The 22,480-nt window shown below is 41.6% G+C and carries 18 protein-coding genes; 3 read left to right on the forward strand and 15 right to left on the reverse strand.

What is annotated here, in order from left to right; genetic code table 11:
• Window positions 1-13 precede the first annotated feature (13 nt).
• Together AAGU76_RS08360 and AAGU76_RS08365 are read right to left on the reverse strand one after the other, a co-directional pair.
• Window positions 14-1,042 (reverse strand): DUF362 domain-containing protein, encoded by a 1,029-nt coding sequence (locus AAGU76_RS08360; protein ID WP_342485020.1) that lies wholly within the window; start codon window positions 1,040-1,042, stop codon window positions 14-16.
• A gap of 169 nt (window positions 1,043-1,211) precedes the next feature.
• Window positions 1,212-2,453 carry an aminotransferase class III-fold pyridoxal phosphate-dependent enzyme gene (locus AAGU76_RS08365; RefSeq protein ID WP_342485021.1) on the reverse strand — a complete coding sequence of 414 codons (1,242 nt, stop codon included), beginning with the start codon at window positions 2,451-2,453 and terminating at the stop codon, window positions 1,212-1,214.
• A 135-nt stretch (window positions 2,454-2,588) separates the two neighbouring features.
• On the opposite strand from AAGU76_RS08365, the gene AAGU76_RS08370 reads away from it, so the two are divergent.
• Complete coding sequence (locus tag AAGU76_RS08370; RefSeq protein ID WP_342485022.1) at window positions 2,589-3,962, forward strand: PLP-dependent aminotransferase family protein; 1,374 nt, start codon at window positions 2,589-2,591, stop codon at window positions 3,960-3,962.
• Window positions 3,963-4,011: 49 nt separating this feature from the next.
• Window positions 4,012-6,015, forward strand: a complete 2,004-nt coding sequence (locus AAGU76_RS08375) for a M14 family zinc carboxypeptidase (RefSeq protein WP_342485707.1) — start codon at window positions 4,012-4,014, stop codon at window positions 6,013-6,015.
• Between the two features lie 161 nt (window positions 6,016-6,176).
• On the opposite strand, the gene grdD is transcribed toward AAGU76_RS08375, so the two are convergent.
• The 8 genes from grdD to AAGU76_RS08415 form a co-directional block, all read right to left on the reverse strand.
• A complete protein-coding gene (gene grdD, locus AAGU76_RS08380) occupies window positions 6,177-7,349 on the reverse strand; it encodes a glycine/sarcosine/betaine reductase complex component C subunit alpha (protein ID WP_342485023.1) in 1,173 nt (390 codons plus the stop codon).
• Between the two features lie 11 nt (window positions 7,350-7,360).
• Window positions 7,361-8,893: a glycine/sarcosine/betaine reductase complex component C subunit beta gene (grdC, locus tag AAGU76_RS08385; RefSeq protein WP_342485024.1), complete on the reverse strand. Its 1,533-nt coding sequence runs from the start codon at window positions 8,891-8,893 to the stop codon at window positions 7,361-7,363.
• Window positions 8,894-9,158: 265 nt separating this feature from the next.
• Window positions 9,159-9,629, reverse strand: coding sequence for a glycine/sarcosine/betaine reductase complex selenoprotein A (gene grdA, locus AAGU76_RS08390; protein WP_342485025.1), 471 nt, complete (start codon window positions 9,627-9,629; stop codon window positions 9,159-9,161).
• 87 nt (window positions 9,630-9,716) lie between these two features.
• On the reverse strand, window positions 9,717-10,034 hold the full coding sequence (locus AAGU76_RS08395; protein ID WP_342485026.1) for a thioredoxin domain-containing protein: 318 nt from the start codon (window positions 10,032-10,034) through the stop codon (window positions 9,717-9,719).
• A gap of 15 nt (window positions 10,035-10,049) precedes the next feature.
• The gene (trxB, locus tag AAGU76_RS08400; RefSeq protein ID WP_342485027.1) at window positions 10,050-10,991 is read right to left on the reverse strand and encodes a thioredoxin-disulfide reductase; all 942 of its coding nucleotides are present in this window, start codon (window positions 10,989-10,991) and stop codon (window positions 10,050-10,052) included.
• A gap of 99 nt (window positions 10,992-11,090) precedes the next feature.
• On the reverse strand, window positions 11,091-12,578 hold the full coding sequence (locus tag AAGU76_RS08405; protein WP_342485028.1) for a BCCT family transporter: 1,488 nt from the start codon (window positions 12,576-12,578) through the stop codon (window positions 11,091-11,093).
• A 13-nt stretch (window positions 12,579-12,591) separates the two neighbouring features.
• Window positions 12,592-13,905: a betaine reductase selenoprotein B gene (grdH, locus tag AAGU76_RS08410; RefSeq protein ID WP_342485029.1), complete on the reverse strand. Its 1,314-nt coding sequence runs from the start codon at window positions 13,903-13,905 to the stop codon at window positions 12,592-12,594.
• Window positions 13,906-13,922: 17 nt separating this feature from the next.
• Entirely contained in the window at window positions 13,923-15,251 is a 1,329-nt protein-coding gene (locus AAGU76_RS08415) for a glycine/sarcosine/betaine reductase component B subunit (RefSeq protein WP_342485030.1), read from the reverse strand.
• A 270-nt stretch (window positions 15,252-15,521) separates the two neighbouring features.
• Here AAGU76_RS08415 and AAGU76_RS08420 point away from each other — a divergent pair, with 270 nt between their 5' ends.
• Window positions 15,522-16,181 (forward strand): TetR/AcrR family transcriptional regulator, encoded by a 660-nt coding sequence (locus AAGU76_RS08420; RefSeq protein ID WP_342485031.1) that lies wholly within the window; start codon window positions 15,522-15,524, stop codon window positions 16,179-16,181.
• 113 nt (window positions 16,182-16,294) lie between these two features.
• Here the strand turns inward: AAGU76_RS08420 and AAGU76_RS08425 are convergent, their stop codons facing one another.
• The 5 genes from AAGU76_RS08425 to gltS all read right to left on the reverse strand — a co-directional run bounded on the left by AAGU76_RS08425 (window position 16,295) and on the right by gltS (window position 22,174).
• Entirely contained in the window at window positions 16,295-17,638 is a 1,344-nt protein-coding gene (locus AAGU76_RS08425) for a sigma-54 dependent transcriptional regulator (protein WP_342485032.1), read from the reverse strand.
• A complete protein-coding gene (locus AAGU76_RS08430; protein WP_342485033.1) occupies window positions 17,628-19,214 on the reverse strand; it encodes a transporter substrate-binding domain-containing protein in 1,587 nt (528 codons plus the stop codon). The genes AAGU76_RS08425 and AAGU76_RS08430 overlap by 11 nt, the downstream gene beginning before the upstream one ends.
• Before the next feature lie 159 nt (window positions 19,215-19,373).
• Complete coding sequence (locus AAGU76_RS08435) at window positions 19,374-19,937, reverse strand: cyclodeaminase/cyclohydrolase family protein (RefSeq protein WP_342485034.1); 564 nt, start codon at window positions 19,935-19,937, stop codon at window positions 19,374-19,376.
• Between the two features lie 83 nt (window positions 19,938-20,020).
• Window positions 20,021-20,920 carry a glutamate formimidoyltransferase gene (ftcD, locus tag AAGU76_RS08440; protein WP_342485035.1) on the reverse strand — a complete coding sequence of 300 codons (900 nt, stop codon included), beginning with the start codon at window positions 20,918-20,920 and terminating at the stop codon, window positions 20,021-20,023.
• A gap of 15 nt (window positions 20,921-20,935) precedes the next feature.
• The gene (gene gltS / locus AAGU76_RS08445; RefSeq protein ID WP_342485036.1) at window positions 20,936-22,174 is read right to left on the reverse strand and encodes a sodium/glutamate symporter; all 1,239 of its coding nucleotides are present in this window, start codon (window positions 22,172-22,174) and stop codon (window positions 20,936-20,938) included.
• Between the last annotated feature and the right edge of the window lie 306 nt (window positions 22,175-22,480).

The raw sequence follows: 22,480 nt of genomic DNA on the forward strand, positions 1-22,480 counted from the left end.
CCATTTTTTTGCCTTACATATGATTTATTTCAATGATTTCATAACTCATTGATCCCAGTCCTATTTTTTCTGCATGCCGGAGGGATGTTCTGCCTTTGTCAAAAAGATTCTTTCCGCTGTTTTTTTGTACGAGATCCAGACATGCAGCATCCATGGCAACAGGATCTTTTCCTGCAAGGATACCGATATTGTCTGCTATGGGCTTCATATGCGTTCCGGCACAGTCGCATTCCTTCGTAATATTGTGGACAAAGGAAATGTATATGATGTCCTTGTCTTTTGCTGCTCCATAGGCATATTCCGATAGCTTCTCTAGAAAATGTGAGCCGCTCCATGTGTTTGATATTGCACCCTTGGGACAAACAGCAATACACCCTGCGCATCCTACACATTTGTTCCCGTCAATAACTGCTGCATCTGAGATACTGATAGCCCCATAGTTGCATTTTTTCACACATATACTGCAGGAGATACATTTCCCACCATTTACCACAGGGGATATGTCTGAATGCTGCTCCAGCTTTCCTGCTCTGGATGCAAAACCCATAGCCAGCTGTTTTATGCTGCCGCCGAATCCTGCTGCCACATGTCCCTTGAAATGGCTCATTACGATAAATTGGTTATATTTCCCGTATTCTTTTCCTATTTTGCACTTTTTCAGATAATCCTTGTTAATTTCTATTTCATCATACTCTGTTCCAATGTCTCCGTCTGCAATTACAATCGGAATCTGTGTAAAGCCATGGGCTTTTGCTGTTTCAAGATGAAGCTCTGTGGTAGTCCTTGATCCCCTGTAAAGGACGTTGGTTTCTATGTATGACGGGGACACTCCCTGTTCTTTAAGATAATCTATAGTCGCATCGTAGCATTTCGGCGGAATGAATGTTTTATTGCCCTTTTCTCCAAAATGCACCTTTATGGGAACTTCTTTTTCAAAGCTGTGACCTGTTTCTGACACTACTTTTTTCAATAGTTCCAAAGCATCTTTTCCAAGCTTGTCATAGTCGTTTCCTGTATTTTTGATAAAGTATAATTTACTCATATTAGTTTCTCCTTGCTGTACCATTATTTAACAACTGCTTTAAAAGCAATACTTTATTTATAATACAGCATGAAGTTTACTCTAAGTCAATACTTTTTTAAAATATTTCGAAAAACTGCTGCTAGTTAATCAAAATGCTAAAGTAAATTCTACATTGCAAGAAAAAATTTTACACATCCGATTGACAGCAAGAACCGTCCCCGATGTCCAATACCTGCTCCAATGCACTGCAAAAGCCATCGACCTCTTCCATGCTGAGAATCAATGGTGCATACAGATGTATGAAGCCTAACTGCTCTGAGTAACCGCAGAAATATCCCTTTCCCAGGAGGCCCTTGAATATTGCACCGGCGCTGACCCCGCTTTCCAGCATTACCACGTTCATCATGCCTCTTCCGCGAACTTCTCTGATGCACCTATTTCCTTCGGCTATGCCCATCAGTCTCGACCTTAGGTATTCCCCCATATCATATCCTTTCAACACCCAGTTTTCTTTTGTCATGACACTGACAATCTCTCTGGCAATTCTGCACCCCAACGGATCATCAATATGTGACTGAACATACCTGAATCCCGTCTCCTCGGCAGCAGCTGCCAGGCTCTCCCTGGCCAAGACAGCGCTTATTGGATACCCGTTGCCAAGACCTTTTCCAAGGGCTATGAAATCCGGTGCACCTATATCGTTGTTCAAGAATCCGTAGTGTTGAAATCCGAACCATTTGCCGGTCCGGCCGAATCCTGTGGTCACCTCATTTGCCACCAGCAGACCTCCTGCAGCCCGAACTTTTCCGGCAAGGAAGGACACCAGCTTCTCTGGCGGCAGAATCACCATACCTCCTGAATTGCCGGGTTCAAACACGAAGGAAGCATACCTGCTGAAATCCAAATTGCTGAAGCGTTTGCAGGATGAACAGTCAGTTTCACTTATGTTGCTGCATGTCATTTCTGCACAATCCTCTTCGCACCTCAGACACTCCGTCACATCGAGATCGTCCCAGTACATGCTGTCCCTTGGATTCCTTAAATCAGCACTTGCACCCAGGTAAGTGATGTTCATGCAGAGCTTCTTTTTTCTGCCCGTAAGCAGCTCAGAAAGCATTATCGCCAAAGACACCGCCTCACTTCCTGATGACAGGAAACAACCGCTGTATTTTGCGGGCAGATTGGCTGCCTCAGTCAATTCCCCCACAAGTTTTGCCGGATGCTCCGTTTCAAAGTACTGATGGGTGTGCAATAACGTATCCGCCTGCTCACGGATAACCTTAACCACGTCAGGATGATTGTGGCCGAGGACTGCTGCCCAGCATCCGGATTCCATATCAACCAGTTCACCGTATTCCTTCGTCATTATCCTTGTGCCTCTGCTTCGCACAGCTGTAATAGGCTCTTGCGGCCTCACGAACAGTTTCATATTCCATGCCCCCTAATTTGAATTTGCTTTGTTTTATATCAATATTAGTATATAATGGATATTATAATAGTTCAATTACGGTATTAATAAACTGTACTAGTACAATTGCAGTTATTTATTCAAATTGGAGGCAATATGAGCAAGAAACAACTGGTCATGGACCACATACTCATGGAAATTGAAAACGGCAAAATCCTTCAAGGGCAGCGCCTTCCCAGCTGCAGAAAGCTGGCAGCGGATCTTGGCATCAACAAAATAACTGTCAACAAGGCCTACGAAGAGCTGGAGGAATCACATCTGGTCTATTCCATTCCCTGCGGAGGCTTCTACCTCATACGAAGACACACGGAGCCTTTCACTTCCAATGCCATTGTGGATTTTAAGACCGTCAGACTCGAGGAAAATCTCATACCTTACAGAGAATTCAACCACGTCATCAACACCTCTGTGGACCGTCATCATGAAGACTTGTTCAATTATGAATGCAGCAGCGGCTATCTTCCCCTGCGCCGGGAACTGAAAAAAATGTTCGAGAACGACGGAATATACGCTCAAACTGAACAAATCCTCGTAACTTCCGGAGCCCAGCAGGCCATTTCTCTAGTTTTTCAAGCTATCTTCAGAAACTGTTCACGCAAGCTTCTTGTTGAAGTCCCCACATACGGATTGGTTCTTGAACTGGCTGATCGCCTGGGAATTCCCATGGTGGGCATCCCGCGCTCAAAAGACGGCTATGACCTCAGGCAGCTGGGGACAATATTTAAGTCAGGTGATGTAGAAGCTTTTTACGTTGTCCCAAGACATCAGAATCCCACTGGCTTCACCTTTGATGAAAGCACCAAGCGTCATGTGGCAGATCTCTCCCAGCGTTATGGCATTCGCATCATCGAAGACGACTACCTTTCAGATCTGGGGTCAAAAAAGAACGCTCTCCCCATCCATTACTATGACACGAAAAAGAGCACCATCTATATCCGAAGTTTTTCCAAAACTTTCATGCCGGGAATACGCATCGGAGCTGCAGTTTTGCCTGAAGACCTAGCAAATGATATAATACAGCTTAAAAAACTCATGGACATTAATACTTCCCAGCTTCCTCAAGCTGCTCTACAGCTTTTCATTCAGTCAGGCATGTATGATAAGCACAATCTCAATATTAGGCGGAGCTATGAAAGGAAGCTAAGGATTGCAAGGCGAATCATGGAGTCACTGGCCCCGCCAAGACTATACTGGCACGTCCCTGAGCATGGAATATTCCTATGGCTGATACTGCCTCCAGGGATTGCTGCATCTGTTCTTGAAGAAAGGCTCAAGCAGAAGGGAATACTTATAAATACGGCTGCAGACTGCTACCTGGATGCATATTGTGCTTCTGAGCAAGGTTCAACAGCTTCCGACATTCCATCCCGAGCAGTCCGCCTATGTATTTCGGGTGTTTCCTTCGATGAACTTGATGCCATTGCAGTTATTCTTCGAGAAATACTTGATATGTCCTGTACTTCAGCATAATTTCTACCTGCCCCAATAGCTTTGGTTTCTATCTTTATGAATCATTTGTATAAAACACGGCGGAGAGACAACGGGAGTAGATGCCTCAATTAAGTTAATTGAGGAACTTGCATATGAAGACACGGAAGAAGTACAAAAAATATTGTCAAATGACATTATAATTTTCAACCTGATTGCTAACCCTGACGGACGTATCGATGGCTGGCGTCAAAACGGCAACGGTTTTGACTGCAACCGCGATATGGCTACTCAATCACAGCCGGAAGTTCAGGCTATCCTGGAAATGGTAACTGAGTGGAAGCCCTTGGTATTGATTGATAATCACGGTTATGTAAGCCCTATACTTATTGAACCCTGCGGAAAACCGCACAATCCCAATTACGAGGAGGATATTTATCAAAAATGGGCTTTAGAAGTTGCTGAAACCATGGAGGATAAATTAAAGGAAGAAAATTGGCTTGAACATGGTGAAGATGCTGTTATCCCAATCAGGGATGAATATGCAAACGGTGGCTGGGATGATTACCCTGCAATTTTTATTCCTCAGCTTTCCCAATTCTATGCGCTTACCACTCATACAATTGAAGTAGGACCAAGAACTTATAAAGGCGTACTGGGTCATTACATATCAAACAAAACGGCTCTTATATTTGCAGCTGATAACAAAACTGAAATGTTCAATGATCAAGTAGAGGTTTTTAAACGCGGCACTAACTTCGGGGGACCAAATGGAGGGGAATTCCCATATGCATATGTTATTCCTGTTGAAAAGCCATTGCAAAAAAATCCTCAGCAGGTGGCTGAAACAATTGAATACCTTCTGAAAGCCGGTGTTCAAATTGAAACTGCAACTCAGGATTTTGCTGCAAACGGAAAAGATTTCCCCAAGGGAACATACATCATACCCATGAATCAGCCTTTGGCAGGTCTTGCCAACAATCTTCTCTGGAAGGGAGAAGACATTGAAGAAGCATATCCTGAAGTTATTGCATCCGGTGAAGGAATGTATGACATAGCTGCCTGGAACTTCCCGGAACTTTGGGGATTTGACCGCGAGATTGTTGAAGATGAATTTGACGTAAAAACTTCAACAGTTACCAATGCACGCTTCCCTTCAGGACAGGTTGATAATGAAAAATCCTCTGTGTATGCTTTGGCATGTGATGGAAATGAAGCAATAAAAGCTGTAAACTCATTGCTGGCAAAAGGAATTAAAGTTTATCAGACAGAAACAGCAGAAAATGATGTTGCTGCAGGAACCTTCTTCATTGAAGCCGATAATAAATCAGTCAATACGTTAAAGGACCTGGCTAGAAAATACGGGCTTTATTTCACTGCATCGAGTGCAGTGCCTGAAAACAGCAAAGAGCTGAAAAAAGTTAGGATAGCAGCTTTGACTGCCTACACAGGAAGCAAGCTTTCAACAAACAGTTCAGGAACCAGCAAACTTTATAACATAGGACCCATGGCATTCGTACTTAGAGACTTAGGTTTTGATGTTGATGTGTTATGGCCCGGGGATTTATCTGAAGGCCTGGATAGTTATGATATCATAGTCGGTCTGGAGAACATAACCTCAAAAACAGCAGGCATTACCGCAGACGGCTGGAATAACCTTAAAAATTTCTTTGACAATGGCGGTAAGTATGTTGGATACGGAAGAGGCGGAGCAGATTTTGCCAACAGCCTTGATATTTTAAAAATAACCTATAAGAGACAGTCCAGCAACTACAATGCCATAGTAAATGTCGATTATGACCAGAGTAATGCCATTACCGGTTCATACGAGCAATCAGGCACCGGTTTTGTTTACGGTCCTCTGTACTTCTCTGCATACGGCGACGATACAAAAGTGCTTGTTAACTATGGCAAGGACGTGTTCTTTGCCGGATACTGGCTATCCAAGGATAGAACCGAATTCTCCGGTAAAGCTGCTGTAGTAAAAAATGACACAGCCGTACTTTTCGGACTTGACCCTATATTCCGGGCTCATATAAAAGACAGTTTCAGAATGGTGGCAAACTCTATATTTAATCTGACATCAAAGAAATAGATATTAGCCGCAAATTTAAAAAACCCTGTAAACACTAATTTACAGGGTTTTTTGTGTTAACGCATTAATTTGCCGGCCAGGGAGGCGGCAGTATCTATGGACGGGATATATGAACCAAAAAAACAGACGGTTCCATGTGTCATGAAGAACCGTCCCCTATGTCATTGGGTGATGAATCCCGCCTTGCCCAGCACTGCTGCTGCCTTTTCAACCCTGGTGTCATTGACAAGTACGATTGGTCCTGTGCAGCCCATTCCGCTTTCCGCATAAATGCCTGCCTGCCACAAAGATTTTACTGCATCTTCGAGATCCATGATTTCAATGCCTGAAATCTGTCCGGTTACCACTTCCTTATCAGGCATCAAGACGTTAACACTTGTTTCATTTGTTTTTTGCGAATCCTTGCTTAAGGATTGCAATATTTTCTCAAGCCCTGCAGCTTTTGCTTTTTTCAACTCTTCTCTGCCGATATCCGCCAGGCCTCCCCTGGCCAGACTCGCTGCATAGGAAATAGCATTTGCAACCACAGGTACTCCTGAAGCTCTGGATATGATAAGAATAATTCTTTCGAAGTTTTCACCTACACCAGGTCCGTATCCATAACCCATGGCTTCATAGCTGCCACCGGTAGTATAGGACGAAAAGACCTTCATAAGTATATTGCCTGTGAGCGTATCCATAACCATAACGTCAGCAGAACCGCACAGCAAGTCGTTGCCTCTCATCACAGAGCCTCCATCTGCACGCATGGATTCGGCAAACTGAATAGGATAACCGTTTGATGCCAGCTCCTTTAACGCACGTTCCACCTGCCTTGCTCCATCCAGGTTCAAAACGCCTACCGTGGGATTGCTTACGCCCATGCACTTGGCTGTAATTATTCCGTACAAAGCGTTCTTCATCATTGCTTCACCCCGATGGGTGGAAGAAGTGCCTGTAGTTGTAGCTATGAACATTTCATTTCCCAGCCCGGGAGTCACGACCCTTCCAACTGTCGATACGCCGATGGGGAAGTTATAGTGGTTGGTTACGCAAGCTTGTATGTATTTTTCATCCAATAGCTTTTCCATGGTTTTGTGCAGTTCTTCTTCCGAATTCACTTCAACAACTTCAAGCTTCGTGTCAACTTTAGGTCCCAACAGCACAACCTGTATGTCCTTGTTGTTCCTGGCAGCCAATTCCGCACCTTTTACCAGATTTTCAATACCGTGTTCGCTTCCCAGCGTTGTAATTCCGATTCTTACTTTTTCTTTATATTGTCCGGACTCAATGGCATCTGCAACCTCCAGCAGGGAATCACTGATGAGCTTTCTTATTTGCTTTTTTTCCTGCATTTATTCCACCTCTACTCTTTCAACAGAAGTGCTGCCAGATCTCTCATTGCTTCTGCAATCATACTCTTAACTTCCGCCTGAGAGATGCTGCCGGAATTTGAAGTCTCGCCTGTATTCCTTTCCAGGATAACAGATACTCCGTCAAAAAGGTTCGTCATTCTGCCTAAAAACAAACTTCCCTTGCCGACTATCATAACCCTGTTCAAAGTGCCGCCGGTTAAACCATCCTTTGCATGTCCCACATATGGAACACCGGAAGGAATATGCCCCTGTGTAGGTGCCCATCCAAGCATGCCATGCTTCATTACGAATTGAGGAATTTCTTCTTTAGACAATTCCTGTCTTTTGACTCCCAAAGCCCCAATCATTTTATAATTTGCTTCCGGAACATCCCCAGCTCCTGCCGGTTTGGTGATATCAGGATTTTGCATCTCAACAGAGTATTTATCTATGTCGGTTATCTTATAGCCTGCTCTGTCCAAAGGATTTGTAATAAGGGACGTAATAACTGCCTGCGGAGAAGAACCAGTACCAACCGTGTGTCTTCCCACCAGATCGGTTCTGATTATCGGGTTCACTCCGTCGTTTTGACTCACCATAACGGCAAAAGCACCAAGCATATCCTCAAGGACCGGTATTCCCTTCTTTACGTGATCCTTTCCGTTCATACCCAGCTTTGCAGAAGCACCTCCTGCCACAATAACAACGTTTTTATAAATACCTGCTTGAACCAATGCAGAAGCTTCTACCAAGGCATGTACCGGTGCTGCACAAAACCCTCTGGTGTCAGAGCCGGTAGCATTTACTGCACTGCATTTTTCCGCAACCGCTTTCGCAAAATTACCGCCGCCTCGTTGATTCATGTCGCCGCATGCCTCTTCAGAGCATTCGATGACGTAATCGATATCTTCAGCCGCAATATTGTTTTTCGCCAATAAATTTTTAAAAGCCAGAATTCCTGATGCCTTTACAACAAGATTTTCAAAAATAGTATGCGCTGAAAGGTTTACATCTATATCATGAGCTTTCTTTACGCAGCCGACAATTTTCCCATCCTGATATAGTCCTTCCGCATGTTCGTCCATGGCTTTGCTGATTGCATCCATGTCAACGCCATCTTTTATCTTTTCAGCATCTTCTTTAAAAAGCGGATGCTTGTTCAGACTTTCTTTGACCGACTGAGCGAAATCTCTTTCCAACAGCACCAAATCAAAAGTATCAGCCAGCATCATCAGTCCGATAAATTCGTCCTGAGGCATTATCTCGCCGAATTTTCCGAACCGGTCCCTTATGATTGATTCCTTGTCATACCAGGGCATTTCATAGCTCCTGAGATCTTCCGGATGCATATTGCCGATATAAACCTGATTGGGTGCATATCTCAGCACGCGTTCAAAATCGCGGAAGTGGTTTGTTATATTCTTCAAGTATTCCGAATCCGGATTCGTCATTTTTTCTATGGTCTGTGTTGTCCCATTATGAAGAATCATGTCAGGAGTATGCACCAATGCATACCCTGCAGCTTTAATTACCGGAAAATTCATTTTGTAATCCTCCATTAAGTATCATTCTATGTGAATATATAATTATTTAAATCATGTGACTGATCTTTCTTTACCCGTGCAATGTGCTAAGCCGCTGCAGATTTTTGCCGCTTTGACATAAACTGACTTGCCCTGGAAACATCATTTTGTATGTGTGTGTGTATGACTTTCCGTAAGATTTGTTCAGCAAAGTTAAAAGAGACAATTACTATGCAATGACAGCATATAAATTAGATGGGTGACATTCCGCCACCCATCCACTGATCTAATATTTGCAGAATTGTTCTCTTATAGATCGCACTTCTGATATGATGTCTTCTGTATTCAATACCATTTCCATCATTCCAATTTGTTCTTCGTAAACATCAGCGTCTACAGCTTCTTTAAATTCTGGTTCTACTACATGATATACCTTGAGTCCTAACTGAACTCCTGCCAATGGACCAGCATAAGTAGGGTCTCCATTTGTGACAGTTTCAGCAGCAAGACCTGCTGCTTCACCTTCTGCTGCACCTAATAATACTACCAGGTTTTCAGCACCGTGTTTCTCTGCCATAGATTTCACCCTATTCTGATTTTCCAGATCCATTGCACCAGCAGCAGTTCAGACAAAGCATTCCGTAGAAGAAAATACAACTTCGCAGCCTGTGTTTTTCAAACATTCTTCCACCGCAGGACCGGGAATGCCGTCTCTGTCACCGATGATGATTATTTTTTTGTCCTTAAATAAACTCATGTTTCATCCTCCTTATATACTTTATTATCATGACTTCAACAGTTTTATGTGATGTAATCATGTCAATAACCTAATAATAAAATTGTTCTACAGATTTCTGTCAATCATGGCTTTTATATTGGAAGCATTAGCATCTTCCTTTGTTACTTCATCAATCTTTTCGCCGTCTTTATACAGGCAGATTGTCGGTAGCCCCAGTACCTTCTGTGAAATTGCCAGTCTTCTGGCCTTTCCTGTGTCCAGCTTGGCAAATGTAACCTTACCTTCATACTCCTCAGAAAGTTTTTCAACATCCGGCATCAGAGCCTTACAGGGTTCACATCCCTCACTCCAGAAATCCACCAGAACGTATCCCTGACTCTTTAACACTGCCTCTTCAAAAGTGTCTTTTTCCAGCATCAACATTTTTTCATCTCTCCTTTAACCAATACTTTCAATGTATTTTTCCGCCTGAACGGCTGCGATGGCTCCATCTGCCACAGCTGTTGCAACCTGACGCAGGGATTTTTCGCGAATGTCTCCGGCGGCAAACACACCGCTTACATCCGTTTTCATATCTGCATCGGTTATGATATAGCCTGCTTTGTTCATCTCAACTTTTCCCTTGAAAAGCTCGCTTAACGGATCGTAGCCTATGAATGGGAACACTCCGAAAGTGCCGTCATCCTCATCGGCCGCATGTTCGCTGATCTCACCTGTCTTAAGATTCTCAAAAACTATGCTTTCAACAATGCCTTCACCTTTGATTTCATTGACAGTTGTATTCCATAAAAAGTGCAGCTTGTCATTTGCAAAGGCCTTTTCCTGAATAGACTTTGCAGCCCTCAGTTCATCTCTTCTGTGAACGATGGTAACCTTTCTTGCAAATTTCGTCAGATACATTGCTTCTTCCACTGCAGAATCCCCGCCACCGATGACAAACACTTCAAGATCTGTGAAAAAATCTGCATCGCATGTTGCACAATAGGAAACCCCTTTGCCAACCAGCTTATCTTCTCCGGGGCATCCGATTTTTTTCGGTCTTGCTCCTGCCGCAATGATGACGGCTTTTGCCTTGTATTCTTCGTTCCTGCATGTGACTGTCTTTATTTTTTCCGAAAAGTCAACCGATATCACAGCATCCTTTTTTCTTTCAGCTCCAAAGCCTTCTGCCTGTTCTACCATTCTTGCAATAAGGCTGGGCCCTGTGGCATGCTGAATTGAGCCTGGATAATTTGCAACTTCATCGGTTGACACAATCTGGCCGCCTGTCTTGTCTTTTTCCAGTATCAACGTCTTCATCCTGGCTCTTGCGGCATACAATCCAGCAGCCAACCCTGCAGGTCCCGAACCAATTATGATAACATCATATAAATTGTCCAAATTTATTTCTCCTTTACTAACAAAATCCAAAGCACATGAATTTTCTTACCATCCAATGAAAATTCTCATTGAACGGTTCCGTTGCATCGTTTTACGTTATTACACTTTTTCTTCTTTCAATGCTTTGAAAATAGAAACACACGCCAGCAGCATTATGATTATAAACGGAAAAGCTGCTGCAATGGATGCCGTCTGTAACGATGCAAGCCCGCCGGACAGCAGAAGCGCCGCTGCCAGCATCGACTGAACCAGTCCCCAAAGTGTCATATTGCCTTTGGTTGGATTCAAATCTCCATTGGAAGTAAACATTCCAAGTACAAAGGTTGATGAATTTGCACTGGTAACGAAAAATGTAATCAACAGGAACATAGTTATGACTGATAAAACAGTTGACAATCCATACTGACCATATGCTACAAACAGGGCAGTTGACGGATCTTTTACAACCTCAGCCAATTTCTCCATTCCCAGTGTGTTTACCAGGCTGATTCCCAATCCTCCAAATACTGCAAACCACAGCAGGGATGCCAGGGCAGGAGCAACGATTACGCCCAAAACAAATTCTCTAATTGTTCTGCCCCTGGATATTCTTGCTATGAAAGACCCTACAAACGGTGCCCAGGCAATCCACCATGCCCAGTAGAACACAGTCCATCCGCTCACCCATGAATTGTCTCCAAAGATATTAAGATGGAAACTGTCAAGTATAAAATTATTTAAGTACACTCCTAAGCCCTCCGACAAGGATCTCAACATAATAAGCTTAGGTCCGACTATGAAGGTTAAAAGCACTACGGTTCCTGCGAGATATAGATTTATGTCTCCCAAAAGCTTTATACCTTTTTCTATACCTGATATTGTAGCAGCTATATACAAGACGGTAATAGCTGCAATGATCATAAGCTGTACTGCTGCATTTGACGGGATGCCAAATACTAATGTCATTCCGCTGTTGATCTGCATGGTTCCCAATCCCAGAGTTGTGGCTACACCGGCAACTGTTGCAAATACGGCTAAGATGTCTATAGCTTTACCTATAGGCCCTTTTACTCCTTTTTCTCCAATCAATGGTACGAAAATACTGCTTATCAAGCCAGGGTAACCTTTTCTGAATTGGAAATATCCCAAGGCTAGACCGATAATCGAGTAGTTTGCCCATGGATGAAATCCCCAATGCTTGAAGGAAGCTCCCATGGCAAATGATGCAGCTGCGTCCATGCCAAGATCTGCATGTGATACTAAATGAGACATGGGTTCCGCAGCTCCCCAGAAAACTAATCCCACACCCATACCGGCACCGAACAGCATACCAAACCATGACTTGGTGCTAAATTCCGGCTGAGAATCATCAGGCCCCAATTTAATGCTTCCGTATTTGCTGAATCCTAACAATAAAGCAACTACGACAAACACGAACATAGCCAGCAAATAAAACCACCCAAAGTTAACTGTCAAAAAACTCATCAAAGCATTGGCCATATTTGTAAATTGACTGCTAAAAACCAATCCCCATATAGCTATTGTAAAAATAATAGCCAGTGAGATGTAAAAAACGCTTTTATTTGTCTTTGTTCCTTTTGTGCCCATAGAACCTCCGTCTCTACTTCTTTATTTTAAACACAGTTTGTTCTTTTACGTCCTGAGTCAGAGCTTCCAATGCAACACCTACTCTATGATGTCGAAGTTTCCACTGTTCCTCCTTCGAAGTGTTCGGGTCACCTAATGGATATGGGATTGAAATAGTTGGTACCATCTTGTTAGCGCCAACCGTTAATGCTACAGGAATTAAATTACACATTTGAACTATCGGAAAGCCTGCTCTTTCCAGTTCTTTTACCATCGTTGCACCGCAACGTGTACAGGTACCTCAGGTTGATGTGAGTATAATAGCATCAACACCGTCTTTTCGGAGGAAGGGTATCATCTCTTCTGCCATTCTTCGTGCTTCAGCTTCAGTTGTTCCGGTTCCTACTGTTGTATAGAAGTAGTCGTCAAGCTTTCCGATAATTCCTTTCTTCTCAAAATCTCGCATAACATCAACCGGTACGCATACATTCGGATCTGCATCTGCTGCCGCCGGGTCATAACCGGCATGGATCGTCTTGAATACTCCAGCCTCGAGTCTATCCATTCCGCTGATATCGTATCTTCCCCATCTGGTGGCAGAAGCCGACTGAATTCTATCAGGATTATCCACAGGAACGATACCGCCCGATGTAATCAGTGCAATTCTCGCCTTAGACAAGTCTGCAACCGGCGGAGCAATTGGAACTCTGTCGCTCTTTGGAATAGGCAGTTCACTGACAAATGGTTCGTTGTTAAGCTTCTTTAAAAGCATTGCAACAGCTCGATCTGCTGCCGGTGTTCCATCCTCGAGCCAAATCTGATGACGGATTCCGCGCGGGAAAAATCCCTCTTTTTCAGCCATAAACATTGTCTGTCCGTTCAGAATCTTGTCTCCCAATGCAGCCATTTTTTCAGCATCCTTCTTCATTGCTGCCGCGCTTTTTCCTCCCGGGAATATATATACATCCTTTTTAAACATTTCAACGCCAGGATTCTCCTGGTTCATGGAGGTTATGGCTTCAACACCAAACGCCTTTTTCACATGCTTGCATATGGTACCGCATGCAACTCCATAACGGCCTGCCTGAAAAGCCGGTCCAGCAAAGAAAATATCAAATTCTATATTTTGCAGCATATCCAGAATTCTTTTTACCGCTTCTTCCGTATTGGAACCCATGAAGTTATCACCACATACTATAGTATGCGTAATTTCCGCATTCTTCAGACTGCCGTTTAAAGCCAGTGCCGGTCCGATCAGGCCTTCTCTGATTTCAGGTTCATGATCTGCAAACTCTTCTCCGCCAATGCCGGCGAAAAACTGATTTATATACAAAACTGCTTTTTTCATCGAATTCTTCTCCTTCCTTAAAATTCTTTCATTGTTTTAGGTGACCACCCTGCTACACGGTCCCCGCAGAACATAGAATTGTCTTCCATTATGATGCTGCCGTCCGGTCTGACCGAAGGACCCAGCTTTTCATCTCCTGCCCAGCCTCCGGATAAACCGTCACGGCTCAAGGCTTGAAGTTCTCCAATCACATTTTTCATCGGAGGCAATTCAATCAGCTGTGATACATTTCCGCAAGAAACTATTGCATCAGCCAGCTCATCCAGAGTAACAAGTGGCTGAGACTGGCCGTCTCTTCCTGTACACTCATTCGTTACGCCTACCGTCTTAACGCCGGCTTTTTCAAGTTCAACATAGCACGCAATAAAATCTGCATCAGGGTTGCCATAGCCTTCCTCTGCAAGAATTGCACCGTCTGCTCCAATCATTCTTGCCAGATTAGCCACAAACATTGCGGATCTTTGTTTTTGCTCAAGAGAAACATTCAAGTTTGACATGATTACACCAAGGAAGTTTATTGTTTTTCCGTGTTCAGCATATAACCTTTTTATTGTGGGGTTGTTCTGGAAATCATAGGTGGACCATTTTGAAGAACAAGGCATAAACGAACCGGAAATCATGGCTCCATCCAGCACTTCATTGGGATGTACCAATGTCGGAACGAAATGGTTAAGATCCCATCCATAAATCAGGTCATTATAGCCCATTTCTTCCATCTGGGATTGAGGCTGCATCACGTAAACCACCGAAGGCAGAGCTTCTATTGCCTTATCTCTTTTAATCATTTGTCCCAGTTCATAAACTTCCACTTCTTCAGGCTCCATGTTTTTTACTATGCCGCCCAAATATTCTGCCAGCCTATGGGCACCCCATCGAATAGCATGATTCTTTTTCTGCTGCTCATATCTTTCCTCAACCTCATCAGTATCAGCTACCAGGCAAATGTTAATGAGCTGTGAAAATATCGTGTGCTTTGCACCTTCACCGGCCATGTCAATGATACCATCTCCAAAGCTGCCCCAATGCATTCCTACCGCCAGCACGCTGCATCCCTTTAGAGCATGCGTTTTCCCGTAGCCTACTTGCACCACATCACCTGTTACTCCAGGAAATGCTGGAATACCGTCAGCAATTTTCACACGCGGTTCAATTGCCTCCTTCACCGGAACAATTCTTGTTTCATCTCCTGGTTTTGCAATAACAAGATCTGCATCTGTTATGTGCTCATCCTCGAAAACTACAGCAAGAGCTTCTTCTTTGTTGATCCAAAGTGTACCGTTTTCAAATTTTGATTGTTTGCCAAACTGAACATCTTTCACATAAAAATTACCTAGTTCAAGTTTCACTTTGTTAATCTCCTTTCTTTGATAAATTTTAGTCAATTTGATTATATAATAAAAGTTCCAAAAAGTAAACATGTTTATTTTATAAACGCGTTTATTTTTTTATCTGTTCTTTTTACTCTGCCAAAGGTTGTGTTTTCTTTGACCTGCACCTCTATATAATCCTGTTTAGCTTATGATAGATTCGTGGAATTATACAGAAGTATTGCTATTAATGTCATTTTGATTTAAAATAGAAAATGAGTACATTTATATCGTTAAAGAGAGGAAAACATGAAATTATCGAAGAAAGAATTGCGGCGGCAAAGAATGATGGTCTATTTTATTGATGCTGCACGTGAGATTATTGATAAAGAAGGCATTGAAGCTCTGACAATAAGAAAAGTAGCAGATATGGCCGGTTACAACAGCGCAACCATCTATAATTACTTTACGAATCTGGATCACCTGATCAGTTACGTCGCAATAAGGGATTTAAAAGAATATTATCTGTCGCTGGCAGAATATATAAAAAACACAGAGAATTCATATGAGAGATTTCTAATGATCTGGGAAAAATTTTGCATTCATTCATTTGAAAGTCCCGAAATTTATCGGGTTGTTTTCTTTTCAAATCAATCTATTGCCGATATATTCTTTGATTATTACAGGATATATCAGTCAGAATTCGGAGAGCACAAAAACCCGACGCTGGCAATGCTTTCAGAGCAAAATATCTATGCACGAAACAAAGCAATCCTGACGCCGCTGGCGGAAGACGGATTCCTGAACAGCAGCGATCTGGATGAAGTCAATGATTACATAATCTCTTTATACAGGGGCATTCTGGCTTTGATCATAGATAACAAGAATTCAGAAAAAGCTGATATCCAAGAAGAAATGAAAAAGACGCTGAAATATATCAAGCGGATTTTAGAATCCTACAGGCCTTAGGAAAGACAGGAAAGAGCCGGCACATAACACGGTTTGCAAGAGTGCATATATTTGTATTTTACATTGATGCACTCTTTTATCTGCCGCAATCCTGCCTGGATATATGAGGGCAACTATAATTTGTATTCCTTAATCTTATACCTCAGGGATCTTTCGCTTATTCCAAGGCTGTCAGCAGTCCGCCTCCTGTTCTGGCAGTTATTTTTCAAGGCAAATTCTATGACCTTCTTCTCTATATCTTCAAAGGTCTCTCCCTCGTATATTTTTATATAATTGTCGCTTGCCTCATAGTTTGTTCTTATCATATTGGGATTATTAAGGTTAAGGGAATCAACGTCAATGTATTCATCTGCGCACAGCAAGACTGCCCTTTGAATAATGTTTTCAAGTTCTCTTACATTACCTGAATAATCATAAGATTTAAGCTGATTCATGGCATCATCCGTTATGCCCTTAACACCTTTGTTGTATGAAATTCTGTATTTATCGATAAAGTGTGGAACCAACAGATCTAGATCCTCAATTCTTTCCCTCAGCGGTGGAGCAACAATGTTTATAACATTGATTCGATAGTAAAGATCTTCTCTGAAATTCCCAGACTTTATTTCATCTTTCAGATTGCGGTTTGTGGAGCAGATTATTCTCACATCTACAGGGTAACTCTTCTCATCACCAATCTGCCTTATTTCCTTTTCCTGAATAAACCTGAGAAGCTTAGACTGCAGCTTAACATTCATTTCTCCTATTTCATCCAAAAATAGGGTGCCATGTTCAGCTTTTCTGATTAAACCGATATCATCTTTAACAGCTCCTGTAAAGGATCCTTTTTTATACCCAAACAATTCGCTTTCTAAAAGCTCGTTTGGCATTGCGGCACAATTTATTGCTATAAAAGGCTTGCTGGCCCTGTTGCTGCTGCTGTGGATTGTCTGGGCTATGACTTCCTTGCCGGTTCCGCTTTCGCCGGTTATGAGGACTGTTGCATCAGTGTCCTTAATTTTATCTACTACAGTTTTTATATCTCTGATAGATCTTGATTCTCCGATAGGTGTTTTTCTCAGATGTCCCTGCAGCAAATCCAGCTCCTTTTTCAGGTTCATCTTTTCAGATGCAGTATTCAGAAGAATCAGAAGCTGGTCGTTGTCAATTGGCTTTGTTATAAAATAATAGGCGCCGGATTTTATGGCTTTAATTGAATTCTCAATTGTTGAGTAAGCAGTCATGATTATTATTACAGCATTGGGGTCCATGACAAGCAATTCGTCCATCAGGGCAAGTCCGCTGCCTTCTGACAGTCTTAAATCAAGCAGCACTAAATTGATTTTCTCTTCGATAAATAATCTCTTTGCATCATTTATATTATCGCTTGTGTATACATCGTACATGTCCTCAAGCAAAAATTTAAGCGCCCGCAATATCTTAATTTCATCGTCGACTATCAATATTTTAGTTTTCATTTCTTTCTCCCATCCTTACTGTTAGAAACACAGCCAAACCATTGGTGTTTTCGTTATTTTTAGCTTCTATCTTTCCGCCGTTTTCTTCCACAAGCTTCTTTACAACAAACATACCCACACCGTTTCCATTGTCCTTTGTGGTATAAAACGGTTCAAATATATAGTCTAAGGACTTCTCATCCATTCCGCATCCATTGTCTGCAAATTCAATATTTACATATTCCCCATGGCTGCATCCGTTTATCCTTATGCTGGGATTCTCTGTACCCATAAGTGCATCCTTGCTGTTCAGCAAAATGTTTATAACAATTTGCTTAAAGTGACTTGAATCAAACTGGATATAAATATCATCTGCGATTTGCAAATCCACATAAATATTCCTTATTTGCAGCTTAATGAATTTAATGGCGTTTTCAAGCTCGTTCTTAAGATTCAATACCCTGATTTGTGGTTTTCTTGGAGAAGTATACTCCATAAACTCTTTTATCATGGCATCTATTCTGTCTATTTCTTCAGGAATATCTTCTGCTGCTGCCAGCATAAATTCCTTGTTTTCCAGCTTATTCTTCATTTGAGTCGTATAAATTTTTATAGATGTTAGAGGGTTTCTGATTTCATGGGCAAGAGATGATATTATTTTATCCATGAATTGGAGCTTGTCATAATTTCTCAGCTCATTTATAAGTATCTTTTCTTCCCTGGTTTTTTCTTCAATTATTCTGTTTAACTTTCTGTTAATCAGCTGGACGATAAGAATTATTAATAAAAGTACAAATAAAGAAAATAAAAGCATTATTATCTGTCCTTCAGCTTCTTTGCTTGTATTTTTTATGGGTGTTCCAAACCACTTTCTATGCAATGCATCGTACATCCCGTTATTTTGTATTTCAGCTAACCCTTCATTAAGCTTTCTCAATAATTGTGGATTATTTTTTGAAACCGCCATGGAATACTTTTGCTGATTAAGTGTCTGCCCAACTATTTTAATTTGATCGATCCAGCTGTTTTCCTTGCAGATGTAGTTTACTGTAAGGGTATTTCCAACCATTGCTTCCACTTCGCCGTCAATAAGGGCTTCAACTGCTTCTTCCATGGTATCATACTGAATTATTTTAATATCCTTAATCCTGCTTAATTCAAGATATACGATATCTTCCTTCTGTACTGACACGATTTTTCCTGCAAGGTCAGAATTATTGTTGATTGAGTAGTAGTTGTTCCTCACAAAAACAGACTGTGAATTCATCAAGAGAGAATCCGTAAAGTTGAACCTGGTTCTCCTGTCGTTAGATTCTTTCATTCCCTCGATAATATCCGCTTGACCTCTTTCAATGGAATAAAAGGCTTCTTCCCATTTCATCGGTATAAATTCGAACTCCATACCGGTGACAAGACTTATTGCTTTAAGCAAGTCCACATTGAATCCTTTATAGATACCGTCGCTGTCTAAAAACTCATAGGGAGGAAACTGGATATCTCCGGCTACTCTGTAAGTCCCTGCAGCCCCATAGCCATAGGCTGCGGACATATTCATTAATAATACCAATACAGATAAAACAGCAATCCTTTTTATCATTTCATACCCTTCCAAATATATTGCATTCGTCATTCTATATTATCATACGAAGTTAATTATTTCTATAAAAACGTTTATCTGATATGAGAATAATACCTCTGTCAATTAACAGAGGCATTTTCATTCTTTCTATTTATTCAGTATGAGTTAGTCGTATGTCTAATCTATTTTAAGTTCCTTTATAGCCTTGTTAAACTCCTTTAACTTTTCTTCGTCCTTAACCAGCGGAAGGTTCGCCTCTATATTCATTAAGCATCCGTTCGTTCCGACCTTCGCTAACTCACGTCCTATTACCAGGTCTGACTGGCAGTTTTGGTTGGTCATGCCTTCCAACTCTGTTCCTATATCATAAACCCTTTTGCAGAGCTTTGCATTTTCCATAGGGGCAGAAGCACCAACAATTCCTGCATCAGCTATTGCTTTTTTTCTTATTTCCTTTTCTTCTTCTGTTTCCTTTGGAAGCTTGTATGCATTTATAATGACGCCGTAAGCATTGGCATCGGTCACTATGCCGGATAGAAGCCTTTCTCTTATATCTTCAAGTTCCTTTGCATACGTAAGCTGCCCCTCAGGAGATATGCCGTAATCTTTTTTTGTGGACAACTTGCATACCATTCCCATAAGCCCGCATGCCAAGGCCCCTGATAAGGCAGAGGCGCTGCCGCCTCCAACTGTAACATCATCTGTATCCAAAATAAGCTCAAGTACATTTTTATAATCCATAATTCCTCCTGTATCTTCTGCTAAATTAATTTATAGGGCCTGCAAATGCAAGCCCCAGGGTTGAATAATTTTAGAAAATATTTTTACTGTTCGTCCAGCAGCCTTTTTTCCAATATCTGATCAATGCTGAAGTTTTCTATTTGCAAATAGTACTCAGCCACGTCAAGAAGAGATTTCATAGGTATGGTTCCAATTACTTCGCTGCCAACCACATTTACTCCGTACCTTCTCGCTTCCATCTTTACCATTTCAAAAGCTTGGTATACTGCTGATTTTTCATAGTTTACCAGGTTCATTGAAACTTGTGTCTGGTTTCTTTCTTCCAGCTTAAGCCCTATAGCCTTAACATATCTGAGACCGCCGCCTAAGTGTCTTACTTTCTTTGCTATTTTATCTGCAACTTCCACATTTGGGGTATCCAGATTTATATTGAACGCCACCAGAGGAACTCTTGCACCAACTGCCGTAGCGCCGCTTTTTGCATTCATTTCCTGCGGTCCGAAGTCCGGCTTCCAGTTCTCATCCTTTATCTTTTCAAAGAAGCCTTCATATTGCCCTTTTCTTACAGATGCAAGATTTCTTCTGTCTTCCTTTGTGCATGCATCCTCATAAAGGTATACCGGTATTCCCCAGCTTCCCAGCTCTGCTCCTACTTCCTTTGCTGCTTCAATGCACTCAGCAATGGTAACATTTGAAACCGGTGTAAATGGGATAACATCCGTGGCTCCCATTCTTGGGTGAGCACCTTCATGCTTTGACATGTCAATCAGTTCTGCTGCTTTTTTGGCTGTATTAATTGCAGCTTCCTTTATTTTTTCCGGTGAACCTATCATTGTTAAAACCGTTCTGTTGTGGTCCTTATCCGATGAGTAATCCAAGATTGTAATTCCGTCAATTTTTCTTGCCTCATCAATTATTTTTTCAACTAAAGCCTCATCTCTTCCTTCGCTAAAGTTTGGAACACATTCCATAAGTCTTTTCATAATAACCTCTCTTTATTACTTTAAATTTTCAACAAAGGTTTTAATAAACCAAATTGTCTGTGGCTGATAAATAATATCCACTAAAAAGGCTCCGACTATCGGAACAATCATCATAGCCTTTCTGCTCATGCCGTATTTCTCATTGACAGCTGTCATATTTACTATTGCTGAGGGAGTAGCTCCCAGTCCATGTCCCGCAAGACCTGCTACCATAACTGCAGCATCGTAGTTCTTGCCAAGAATTCTGAATACAATGAAGTAACCAACCAGCGATAACAGCACCACCTGTGAGAATAAAACCACAAGCACTCCGCCTATTAATCCGGATAGTTCCCAGAGCTTCAGAGTCATTAATGCCAGTGACAGGTATAAATTAAGCATTACATTTCCGATTTCATCAACCAAATTAAAATCAAATCTGTATAAATTTGCTTTTTCGTTAAGATTTCTGAGGATAACGGCTACAAACATTGCACCTACATATGTTGGGAATCCCATGTTTATAAGTTTGCTTATCCAGCCGGCAATAATTGTTCCAAATGCCATGCAGATTAAAATAGCTGATACATTTTTTATTACATCAAGCGAACTAAGCTTATGACCGGTACTTATATTTATATCTGTAACAGAGGTATCAAAACTTGAGTCTTCCTCAGGCTTAAGGTCATACTTTACAATAAGCCTTCTGCCCAGCGGTCCGCCTATAAGAACTGCTGATATAAGGCCGAACGTTGCTGCTGCTGCTCCTACCAGCGGTGCAACTTCATATCCCATTTCAGAGAACGTAGTTCCATAAGAAAGAGCTGCTCCGTGTCCGCCGATCATGGAAATGGCACTGGCTAACAACGCATACGGTGCTTCCAGTCCAATTACCTTTGCAACAGCAATACCCAATGCATTTTGAAATATTGATATTACGCCTGCAACAAGCCAATAAACGATAAGTAATTTACCGCCTTTTACAAGCAGCTTATAACTTGCGCCAAGACCTACAGTTGTGAAGAAAGCCAGCATAAATGCGCTTTGAAATATGTTGTCAAAAGTAAATGCAAAGGTTCCGGATAAATGGCCAAGCCATGTAACAAACATAAATATAAATCCACCCACAACAGGTGCCGGGATACAATATTTATCCAATAATTTAACTTTGTTCTTAACAAAATAACCTAAAAGTAATAATGCCGCTGCAAAAGCCAATGTAACTGTTGAGTCAAGACTTATTGATGTAAGACCTTCGATTAATTCAAATTTCATAATATCCTCCTTTTAATCAAGAATTTATTGTACTGATAATTCCGTAAATTTAAGCTGGTACTACTCTTCACTCCTTTCAGAATTATTTCATCACATGCTTAGTTAAAAATATATTTAGCAAAATACGGACCAACTTTTTGCATCCTTAAAAAACCTTGTTTTGCAACATGTTTAGCCATTTATAACCATGTATGTCCTTTATTATCATACAAAAAACACCCTGCAAAAATTGCATTGTGCAATTTTTGCAGGGTGTTTTTCCGTAATTCAGCATTTTGGTTAAATGCTGTTATTCTAAATGTTAAA

This window comes from Sedimentibacter sp., assembly GCF_038562225.1.
Lineage (GTDB): Bacteria > Bacillota > Clostridia > Tissierellales > Sedimentibacteraceae > Sedimentibacter.